At 71.7% G+C, this 10,174-nt stretch carries 8 protein-coding genes and 3 pseudogenes; 8 read left to right on the plus strand and 3 right to left on the minus strand.

What is annotated here, in order from left to right:
* Positions 1 to 268 precede the first annotated feature (268 nt).
* From ACWGB8_RS36185 to ACWGB8_RS36200, 4 genes are all read left to right on the plus strand, one after another.
* Positions 269 to 895, plus strand: a complete 627-nt coding sequence (locus ACWGB8_RS36185; RefSeq protein WP_452217915.1) for a DUF1707 SHOCT-like domain-containing protein — start codon at positions 269 to 271, stop codon at positions 893 to 895.
* Between the two features lie 298 nt (positions 896 to 1,193).
* Positions 1,194 to 1,961: an SDR family oxidoreductase gene (locus tag ACWGB8_RS36190; protein ID WP_452217916.1), complete on the plus strand. Its 768-nt coding sequence runs from the start codon at positions 1,194 to 1,196 to the stop codon at positions 1,959 to 1,961.
* A 160-nt stretch (positions 1,962 to 2,121) separates the two neighbouring features.
* Positions 2,122 to 3,120 carry an RNA polymerase sigma-70 factor gene (locus tag ACWGB8_RS36195; protein WP_452217917.1) on the plus strand — a complete coding sequence of 333 codons (999 nt, stop codon included), beginning with the start codon at positions 2,122 to 2,124 and terminating at the stop codon, positions 3,118 to 3,120.
* Between the two features lie 125 nt (positions 3,121 to 3,245).
* On the plus strand, positions 3,246 to 3,881 hold the full coding sequence (locus ACWGB8_RS36200; protein WP_452217918.1) for a hypothetical protein: 636 nt from the start codon (positions 3,246 to 3,248) through the stop codon (positions 3,879 to 3,881).
* Between the two features lie 666 nt (positions 3,882 to 4,547).
* Here ACWGB8_RS36200 and ACWGB8_RS36205 read toward each other — a convergent pair.
* The 3 genes from ACWGB8_RS36205 to ACWGB8_RS36215 form a co-directional block, all read right to left on the minus strand.
* Positions 4,548 to 4,946 carry a RidA family protein gene (locus tag ACWGB8_RS36205; RefSeq protein ID WP_452217919.1) on the minus strand — a complete coding sequence of 133 codons (399 nt, stop codon included), beginning with the start codon at positions 4,944 to 4,946 and terminating at the stop codon, positions 4,548 to 4,550.
* 105 nt (positions 4,947 to 5,051) lie between these two features.
* Positions 5,052 to 5,939, minus strand: a complete 888-nt coding sequence (locus tag ACWGB8_RS36210; protein WP_452217920.1) for a ketopantoate reductase family protein — start codon at positions 5,937 to 5,939, stop codon at positions 5,052 to 5,054.
* A 133-nt stretch (positions 5,940 to 6,072) separates the two neighbouring features.
* Positions 6,073 to 7,248, minus strand: coding sequence for an MFS transporter (locus tag ACWGB8_RS36215; protein WP_452217922.1), 1,176 nt, complete (start codon positions 7,246 to 7,248; stop codon positions 6,073 to 6,075).
* 55 nt (positions 7,249 to 7,303) lie between these two features.
* Between ACWGB8_RS36215 and pdxR the strand changes: the two genes are divergently transcribed.
* The 4 genes and pseudogenes from pdxR to ACWGB8_RS36235 form a co-directional block, all read left to right on the plus strand.
* Complete coding sequence (pdxR, locus tag ACWGB8_RS36220) at positions 7,304 to 8,782, plus strand: MocR-like pyridoxine biosynthesis transcription factor PdxR (protein WP_452217921.1); 1,479 nt, start codon at positions 7,304 to 7,306, stop codon at positions 8,780 to 8,782.
* Positions 8,770 to 8,907 (plus strand): annotated as a pseudogene (locus tag ACWGB8_RS36225) (maleylpyruvate isomerase N-terminal domain-containing protein); the annotation flags it as partial. The gene pdxR and the pseudogene ACWGB8_RS36225, both read left to right, overlap by 13 nt.
* A 24-nt stretch (positions 8,908 to 8,931) precedes the next feature.
* Positions 8,932 to 9,339 (plus strand): annotated as a pseudogene (locus tag ACWGB8_RS36230) (SDR family NAD(P)-dependent oxidoreductase); the annotation flags it as partial.
* 128 nt (positions 9,340 to 9,467) lie between these two features.
* Positions 9,468 to 10,174 (plus strand): annotated as a pseudogene (locus ACWGB8_RS36235) (hypothetical protein); the annotation flags it as partial.

Consider the following 10,174-nt stretch of genomic DNA (forward strand, 5'->3'; position numbering starts at 1 on the left):
GCAGCACCGCCCAGCTCGACCAGAACATCGACGCCCTCCAGGGCGCCCCGCTGACGGCCGAGGAACTGACGGAGATCGACCGGATCAGCCGCTGACATGGTGGGCGGCCGCTGGAAGCGGGCACCGGCCGCGGCGGCGCGAGCGGCCGCCACGTTCTGCCGAGGCAACCTCACCGCCCTCCACCGGAGTTGGCTGCCGGGTCCCGGGCGGCTTGTTTGCGGGTGCGGTTTCCGGCCACTCGGTTCGTCGGCTGCTTATCCTGATGACCATGACCGACCAGCCTCCGGAGACCTCTCCGTACCCTGTCCCGTCCGGCGAACTCCGCGCCTCCCACGACGACCGGGAAGCCGTGGTCGAGCAGCTGCGCGACGCGGCGGCCGAGGGGCGGATCGATCTCGACGAGCTGGATGCACGCCTGGAGCAGGCGCTGAAGTCCAAGACGCACGCCGAGTTGGCCGTCCTGACCGCCGACCTGCCGAGGCCGAACGCGCCCGGGAGCCGGCCGCCGCTGGTGCTCCAGGGCGGCATGTACGGCGTGTCGCAGGGCCCCGGGCGCTGGGACGTTCCCGGGCGCGTCATCGCGCACGGAGGCGTCGGGGGCGTGAAGATCGACTTCACCCGGGTCGAGTGCCGCCTCACGGAGGTCGCCGTGGAGGCGTACGGGGAGACGTCCGGTGTCACGATCGTCATCCCCGACAGCTGGGCCGCCGACACCAACGGCATGGATCCCGGCGTCGGCGGCCTGACCGACAAGACCACCCCCGACCGGCTCCCCGGAACTCCCCTGATCCGCCTCACCGGGTCCGGCGGCATGGCCGGAGTGATCATCCGCCACCCCAACCGCCGGGAACAGCGCAAGCTGCAGAGCAACCCGACGCAAGGTTCGATGCACTGATCAAGAAGGTTGGTGACGATACCTCGGATCAACTCCTCGCACCGACAGCCGAGGTCGTGCACCAGCGTTCCGCCGCGGCGCAATCGCCTCGCCGAGCGCGACCGGCGACACGCGGGTCTGCAGGGCGCCGGCATCGACGCCGCCCAAGCGGCCCCGCCGCCTGACGCTCCCGCCGCCGGTCGGCGTTCCCCTGCGCCGATGTCTTCGGTCGGGATGTCAGAGATCGTCGAGCTGTCTCGTCCCAGGTGGTGAAGACGGGTTCCGGGGAGAACCCCTTCTCGACGACAAGGAGCAGGTCATGAGTGAGGAGCGCACGCACCGGGAGGTCGCGCTGGTCACCGGGGCGAACAAGGGCATCGGTCGTGGCGTCGCCGAACAGCTCGCCGCGCTGGGCATGACGGTCGTGATCGGAGCCAGGGACCCGCTGCGCGGGGAGGAGGCCGCCGCCGCGGTACGCGCGACCGGCGGCGACGCGCATGCGGTCACCCTGGACGTCACCGACCAGGTCACCGTCCGCGCGGCCGTGAAGCAGGTCGAGGAGTGCTTCGGCCGGCTCGACGTACTGATCAACAACGCGGGCATCACCGGCTCCGGACAGGTGTCGCCCGAGGACGCCCACGATCAGATCCCCAGCTCCGTCGACCTGGACATGGTCCGAGCGGTGTTCGAGACCAACGTCTTCGGGGTGATCGCGGTGACCAACGCGATGCTGCCGCTGCTGCGGCGGTCACCGGTGCCACGCATCGTCAACGTGAGCAGTCACGCCGCGTCGCTCTCCCTCACCGGCGATCCGGACGGCCCCTTCGCGGCGCTACTTCCGTCGGCCGCGTACTCGCCGTCCAAGTCCGCGCTGAGCGCCCTGACCGTGCAGTACGCCCATGAGCTGCGCAAGGACGGCGTCCTGGTCAACGCGGTCGCCCCCGGCTTCGTCGACACCGACAGCAACAACCACACCGGGTTCCTCACGGTCGCACAGGGCGCCGCCACCGTGGTCCGCCTGGCCACGCTCGACGCCGACGGGCCGACCGCCGGGTTCTTCGGCGCGGAGGGCCCGGTGCCCTGGTGACGGTGCGCGGGCAGCTGCGCCGTAGCGGCCCGACGACAGGTTCGGCCCGGCTGTCGGCCGGACGACAGGCAGTGGAAGGCGAGCGCCCAGGGGGCACGGCCCCTTCGACCGGGGGCCGTGCCGCCCCGTGGCGGCTTGGCCGCAAGGAGGAGGGTACGCGGTGACGAAGACCGAGGAGTTCGAGGAGCTGCGACCGCTGCTGTTCTCGATCGCCTACCGGATCCTGGGCAGTGTCGGTGAGGCGGAGGACGCGGTTCAGGAGACGTGGCTGCGCTACCAGGCCACCTCCACCCGGCCCGGGTCGGCCAAGGCGTTCCTGTCGACCGTGGTCACCCGGTTGTCGATCGACGTGCTGCGCTCGGCCAGGGTCCGCCGGGAGGAGTACGTCGGACCGTGGCTGCCCGAACCGCTGCTGGACGACCCGTACGAGGATCCGGCGCGGTCGGCCGAGTTGGCGGACTCGCTGTCGATGGCGGCCCTGCTCCTCCTGGAGCGACTCACCCCGCTCGAACGCGCGGTCTTCGTGCTGAGGGAGGTGTTCGCCTTCGGCTTCGCGGAGATCGCGGCGGCCGTGGGACGGTCGGAGGCGGCGTGCCACCAGCTCGCGGTGCGGGCACGCCGACACATGGACGCGGGCCGGGTCCGGTTCGAGGCCGACCGGAAGGAACGCGAGCGGCTCGCCGATCGGTTCTTCGACGCCTTCCGGGAAGGAGACGTCGACGCTCTGGCCGAGCTGCTGGCCGCGGACGTCCGGATGACCGGCGACAGCGGTGGCAAGGCCCCGCAGTTCGCGCCCGTGATCGTCGGTGCCGAGAACGTCCTGCGGGTGCTGGCGGCGTTCGCCCCGCTGATGATCGCGAGCGGTGGCGTCGTGGAGCCGCACCGGGTGAACGGCCAGCCGGGCTCGATCGTCCGCGACCGGAACGGCCAGGTCCTCAGCGCCTGGGCGCTCGACGTGCGCGACGGGCGGATCCGGGCGATCCGCACGGTGAACAACCCCGACAAGCTCGGGCACCTCGGTCCGGTGGCGGACGCCTGGGAGGCCCTCCGCGAGGCGGAGCGCAGCTCGACCGCAGGGCCGACCGCGTTCCAGCGCCGGGACACCGGGGCCCGGGTCCGCACCGGTGAAGGATCCGCGGACCGCGACCGCACGGGCTGACCTCGTCCGCCCACCCTCACGGGCGGGCGAACACGCCGGGGGCGGGCGCAGTTCGGCCCGTTCCGCGACGGGCGCCTGAGGCTCCCGAGCTCGGCCGCCCGTCACGCCGGGGCGGACACCCTCAGGTGCACCAGAAGAGGAACGGGGTGCAGGTGGGCGTGGTCTGCGGGGTGGGAGTGGGAGAGAGGCGCGACGGGGTGCTGGGGGCTGCAGTCGAGGGCGACGGGACCGCCGGGTCCGCTGCGGTGGCCGCCGGTTCGGGAGCACTGGAGGCTGCCGGAACCGCCGTCGTGCCGCTCTTCGACGGTGACGGCGACGGGGAGGCCGAGCGGGTGGTCGGCTTCCGGGCGGTCGACGGAGCTGCGGTGCCGACGGGATCCGGGGCCGAGGCGGACGTGTCGGGCTGCGGGACCACACCGCCGCTGTTGGGTTCGAGCGTGGCCGGTGCGCCGGCCCCCGGCGGCACCCCCTCGCTGCCGTTGGCGGCCAACGCCGCCACCCCGAGGCCGACCACGGCCAGGCCCAGCACGGAGACCACGATCCGCCCGGGCCGCCGCGCCGCCCGTCGGGAGCCGGTCCCGCGGCCGCTGCGTGCCGAGCCGCGGACGACCGAGGGCGTCCACGGCTCGATGGCCGCCGAATCCGGATCGCCGGAGGCGGGGGACGACGCATGGTCCACCGGGGCGTGCCCCGAGGCGGGAGCGCCGCAGCCGGCACAGGTCAACGCGCCGTTCAGATGGCGCCGGCAGGGTACGCAGTAGTCCATGTGATCTTCCCGTGTCGCCGGCCCCGCTACCGGGCCGGCTGTTCGTCCGTGGTCGCCGGCTCCGTGCACGGCGTCGGGCGCATGCAAAACCTAGGCAGCCCGGCGGTGAGGGTTCCACACCGTTTGGTGAGGTTTCTGGGCAGATGCCGTGCGCCGGGGACGAACAACGCCCCGCTCGCCGGTTCGACGACCGGACGCAGCCCCGTCACCGGGACCGCGGAGGGGTAGCCCGACAGGGCGCAGCAGTGGTCAGCAGTATGAGCGGGTGGATCAGCAACCCGCGGCCGTCGGGTCGGGCTGTTCCGGACGGTCCACGGGCAGGACCTCGCCGAGCGCCCCGATCGGAACGTTCCCCGGTCCGACGACCGGAGGCGGTCGGCACGATCGGGCCCGCCTCCCCTGCATTGCGGGCTGCCACGTCGGGTGGCACCCTCTCGTGAGCAAACAGTCGCAGTCCCCCGACCTGGTCCGGAAGCGTTCGATCACGCGGACGACCCCGAGGTCGACACACCTCGGCAGCGGCCCCGCGCCCATGCCAGCTCCGGAGGCCGGGCGCCCCGTTGCGCTGGCACAAACCCAATGGGGGAGGGGCTCCGAGTCGGGCTCGGGCAGGAGATGCCGGACAACGGCGTCCGGTGATCGACTCGTGTCTTCCCTGAGCTCACGCCCCAGCGGGTAGCACTGCGAGTGCGTCGATCTCGACCCGGAACGCGGGATGGACCAGCCCGGCGACCTTGACGAGTGAGCAGGCTGGCGGGCGGGCCGTGTCCAGGTACTCGTCGCGCACCTGGCGGAAGGTGTCCAGATCGGCCAGGTTGGTCAGAAATACCGTCAGTTTGACCACGTAATCCATGGCGGCACCCGCCGCCTCCAACGCGGTGACCAGGTTCGCGAAGACCTGGCGTACCTGGGTCGCGGTATCCCCCGCGCCCACCACCCGCCCGTGGGCGTCCACCGGGACCTGTCCGGAGACGGCGACCATCGGCCCCGTGAACGCCACGGCATGGCTGTAGCCGTTGACCGGAGGGGTGCCGTCGGGTCGGACGAAGTGCTGCATCATGTCTCCTGAAAGCGGGCGGTGAACACGCCGGGGTGTTGTGTACGGCCTTGGACTGTCGGCAGTTGACGAGGTGCCCCCCGCCGCCGTCGGTGCGGGCCGGTGTTGCTACTGACTTGCTGTGGGAACCAGCTCTGCGACGAGACGTGCGGTAATCGGGGTCTCGATCCTGTGAGTGGCCGCGGCCCGTAGGACAGCCCCGCCGATGGCGTCGAGCTCGATCGGGTGGCCGTTCTCCGCGTCGCGCTGCATCGAGGACTTCATCATCCCGGGGGCCCGGTCGAAGAAGGAGAGCACGGCCTCGGCGGTCACCGGTGCGCCCGCGGCGCGGGCCACGGCAGTGATTTCGTCGAGTACGGCTAGCAGTTCGGACCGCCGCTCGTCGCGGATGGCGCCCACAGCGGACTGGTAGCGCGTGGTCAGCAGGGCGAACGGGGCGAGGAAGGAGAGTTTGTCCCAGAGCATCGTGCTCTCGTCGGTGCGCAGGGTCACGTCGAGGCCGGCGTGCCGAAGGTGGGATGCGAGGTCGGCGAGCGGGGAGGCCAGTTCGAGGGCGGTGAAGGGGCTGGTGTGCGCGATGCGTCCGGGCGAGGTGCGGGTGGCCTCGACCCTGATGGTTCCGGCCACGACCTGGCCGGCCGGATAGTGTCGGCGCAGTGCTGCGAGGTGGTCGAGTCCGTTGAGCAGCGGTACGACGATACCGTCGCCGAGGACCTGCGGCGGAACACGGTCGAGGGCGGCGGGCAGGGCGGTCTGCTTGACGGTCACGAAGGTGACGTCGACCGGTTCGCGCAGCAAGGTGTCAGCTTCGACCGGAGTGGTGAAGTCGCCGTACTGCGTGCTCTGCACTCGCAGGCCCTCGCGGCGCAGCACGGCGGTGGTCTCCTCGCCGGCCAGGCAGACGACGCGGTGTCCGTCGCGGGCGAGCAGCGCGCCGATCAGGCCACCGACACCGCCCGGCCCGAGGATGGCCACCATCATGGTGTTCGTGCTCATGTGCGCTCCTGTTCTTGGGAGACCAGTGCCCGTTGGGCGGTCTCGTTGCTGAATGCGGTCAGTTCGTCGACGGGATCGCGTCGGCAAGTGCTGGTGGTGGAGCCTTGGCCCCGGCCGTGTGTGGTTGCGCCGGTCATCGACGGGAGCCGTTGGCCAGGCGGTCGCGCCGGACCGGGGCAAGGGCGGTGAGCATCAGAGCGGCGGTGAGGGTGAAAGCCAATGGGTAGCCGGTCTGGCCTGCGAGCACCCCGAACCCGACGGCGCCGACGCCCATGCCCGCGTCGTAGGCGAAGTTCCACAGGGCGCTGACGGTGCCGTAGCCAGACGCGGGGACACGCGCGTACATCAGCGTCAGCGTGGCGTTCTGGGTGACTCCGAAGCCGACCCCGAACAGGGCCACGCCGACGACAACGGCGACCGGGCTGTGGGTCAGAGAGGTGAGCAGCGTCCCTGCGGCGGAGACAACAAGGCCGGGCAGGACGAGTGAGGCCGGTCCGTGCCGGTCGCCGTGTCGGCCCGCGACCCAGCGGGCCGCGGTTGAGGCCGCGGACTGGACGAACAGGGCCATGGCGACGACTCCGGTAGAAGCCGACGGGACGGCGAGGGGGAGGAAGGTGACGGTGATTCCGGCAGCGAGCGCAGTGGCCGAGAAGACGACGGCGGGCCGCAGAAGAGCGGCCGTCCGGAACCCGGCCAGCACCCCGATCGACCGTCCCGAGGTCGGCTCGCGGTCCGGCAGGCCCGGCACCGAGACAATAGCGGCCAGCGCGGCCACTGCGCCCGCAATGCAGACCGGTACGTACCCCACGTGCCCTACCAGCCACACCCCCAGCGGCAGGGCTACCAGCGACGGAACCCCGGACACGATGCCAACCAGTGCCAGCCCCTCACCACGGCGCTCGGGCGGGATCAGCGACGCCGTCAAAGCGCCACCCGCGACGACCGTGAACGCGAAGCCCAGACCCCGCACGACACAGACCGCCGTGATCCAAACCGTGCTCCCGGAAGCGGTCAGCACCAGCGTGGGCGTGCCGAGGAGGACCAGCCCTGCCACCAGCGCCAGGCGGTAGCCGAAGCGGGCAACGAACCGGGGAGTGGCCAGCCCGCCTCCGACCGTCGCCAGCATCAGCGCACCCGTGGCCAGTCCCGCGGCATAGCCGCCTCCGCACACCTCGGCATAGAGGGGGACGACCGACAACAGCAGGTAGAAGCTCGTCGAGGCACCGATGACCGAGACGAAACGCAGCAGCAGGGGCCGCGTCACCAGCGGCGGCCGCGAACCGGCGCCCTCAGCTCGAGAGTTGATCATCCTGGTCACACGACGAAGCTAAAGGCCAAGCGGATCGCCAGTAAGATCCAATTCCATGCCTCTGGAGTGGTCCGGTCTGTCACCCGATCTGCTGCTGGTCATCGACCGGGACAGCGGCGAGCCGCTGCGATCCCAGCTGGAACTCCGACTGCGGGACGCGATCCGGACCGGGCGGCTGCAGATCGGCGAACGGCTGCCGTCTTCCCGTGAACTCGCTCGGATGCTCGGGCTGTCGCGCGGGCTCGTGCAGGACTGCTACGCCCAGCTCCAAGCCGAGGGATACCTCGTGACACGCGTCGGCTCAGCCACCCGGGTCGCCGCCAGCGCGGGCGCACCGCCAGCGCCCACGTCACCGCCCTCGGCACCTCCACGCCTGGTGGCCGACTTCAAGTGGGGCGTCCCGGACTTGAGCAGCTTCCCGCTCGCCGACTGGCTGTGGGCCACGCGCGAGGCGGCACGCACCATGCCGACGGCGGCGCTTGACTACGGAGACCCGCGCGGCAATGTGGCTCTGCGCGAGGTCATGGCCGGATATCTGCGGCGGGTGCGCGCCGCCGCAGCGGATCCGGAACGGATCGTGATCTGCTCCGGCTACGCGCAGGGCCTCGGTCTGGCCCTGCACGCCCTGGCCCGGACAGGTGTCCGTACGGTGGCGTACGAGGACCCCGGCTCACCGGCCACGATCTCCTCTGCCGCGTCCTGGGCGGGCCTGTCGGCGATCCCGGTACCGGTCGACGAGCGCGGCATCGACGTGCAGGCACTCGCCGCGACCGACGCCCGCGCCGTCGTCATGACCCCTGCGCACCAGTGGCCCACCGGTGTCGCTCTGGCACCCGAGCGGCGGCTCGCCCTGATCGAGTGGGCCAGGAGCCGGGACGCCGTCGTCATCGAGGACGACTACGACGCCGAATTCCGCTACGACCGGGAGCCGGTGGGCGCCCTGCAAGGACTCGCCGCAGACCGCGTGATCTCCATAGGCACCGTCAGCAAGTCCCTCGCGCCCGCGCTGCGCATCGGGTGGATGCTCTGCCCGCCCGCGCTCACCGAGCTGATCATCGAGCACAAGCAGCTGAACGACCGCGGGTCGCCCACACTCGATCAGCTCGCCCTCGCGAGAATGATCGAGTCCGGCCGCTTCGACCGGCACCTGCGCCGGATGCGGACAACCTACGCGGCGCGGCGCACGACCCTGGTGGCGGCGCTCGCCGAACATGCCCCCGAGGTCAGGGTGACCGGCCTCGCGGCGGGCTTCCACGCGGTAGCGCACCTCCACGGACCGGCCGACGAGCAAGACCTCATCGCCGCCGCCCACGCCCGATCCGTGGGCCTCTACGGAATGAGCACCTGCCGTTCTTCGCATGCGACAGAGCCAGTGCAGCTGATCCTGGGGTTCGGCAACGTCGGTGAACGCGCCATCACGGCAGGCATCACGGCGGTCGGAGGCCTGCTGAGGGGCCGATATCCCGCGTCGCAGGTCCGTCCGACGCTCGGCGACGACTACCCCGCCACTACGGTACGAACATGCTCGACATAATCGAGGAAGTCACCCGCTCCGGTGCCAGGATCACCGCCACCCTCGACGCGCTGACCGACCTGGAGATGCGTGCACCCTCGACGCTGGCCGGCTGGACCCGCGGCCACGTCATCACCCACCTGGCCCGCAGCATCGACGCCTATGGGTGCGGCCAGCCGTTCAACGAGGCCTACTGCGCGGCCAAGTTCGCGGTCGAGGGATTCATGGAGTCGCTCGCCCCGGTCGCGGCGACCGCCGGTGTGACCGTCACCGTGGTCGAACCGGGCGCCGTGGCCAGCGAGTTCATCAGCAACGTGGGAGGCCGCGACGCCCTGGTGGCGCAGGCGGGACCGTACGGCCCGGCCCTGCACGCCTACATCGCGCGCACCGAGAAGGCCTTCGACAGCGCCCAGACCTCCGAGCAGGCCGCCGCCACGATCATCGAGGCCCTCACCACCGACCGACCGGCCTTCCGCGTGCAGACCTCCGAGGCGGCCCGCCGCTTCACCGCCACCAAGCTCACCGACCTCGACGGCTCCGCCGTCCTCGCCCTCACCGGCGCCTGGATCGCCCACTGATCACCGCGCCCCGGTCCCCGGTCGGTTGCCCGGCTCCCGGGTACGGCCCGGCAACCTATACTCCCCCTGCCCGACCGACGGGCTGGACAGGGGGGAACACAACGATGGCGGCGTACTTGGCGGAGTCCGTGGAGTCACCACTCCTGCTGGCCGTGCCGGCCGTGGGCGGTCTGGCACTGGCCGTCCGGCTGGTGACCGTCCTGCTCCTGATCCGCGCCCAACGGGCCGCCCGGGAGCGGGCGCTGGCCGCCCGGGGCGGACCGTCGGCCCCGGCCGGCGGCCTCGCAGCGACCGTCGGGGAGCTGCTGGTCGGGTCGGCCACCGGGTTCGGGCTGCTCCTCCTGATGACCAACAACCACGACCTCGACTTCTACCCGCTGCTGTGGTCGACCCACTACGACAGCACCATCAACCTCGCCTACCTGTGGGGCTATTACGGATACCCCCAGACCGTCGAGGAGATGGTTTCGGGCATCGCATCACTGCTGGGCTGGCTGGCGCTCTGGCTCCTGACGCAGCGTCGACTGATGGCCACCGGAATGCCCCAGGGGTTCCGGCCCTCGCCGCTGCAGCCGTACCGGCTGGTCGGCGGAGTCATCATGCGGCTGGCCCTCGGGGTGCTGGTGCTGCCGATCGGGCTGGTCGTCGCCGCGCTGCTGTTCCAGGTCGTCGCGGTCGTCACCGCCGGGCGGCCGCGCACCGCGCTCACGCCCCCGCCGGTACCGCCGCAGCCGCACGCACCGCCGATCGGGCAGCCCTGGCCGTACGCCGCCCAGGCCCCGCACGCGCAGCCCGCTCCTTCGCCGCAGCCCCACCCCGCGCCCCAGGGTGCGCC

It is taken from the genome of Kitasatospora sp. NPDC054939 (assembly GCF_053610105.1).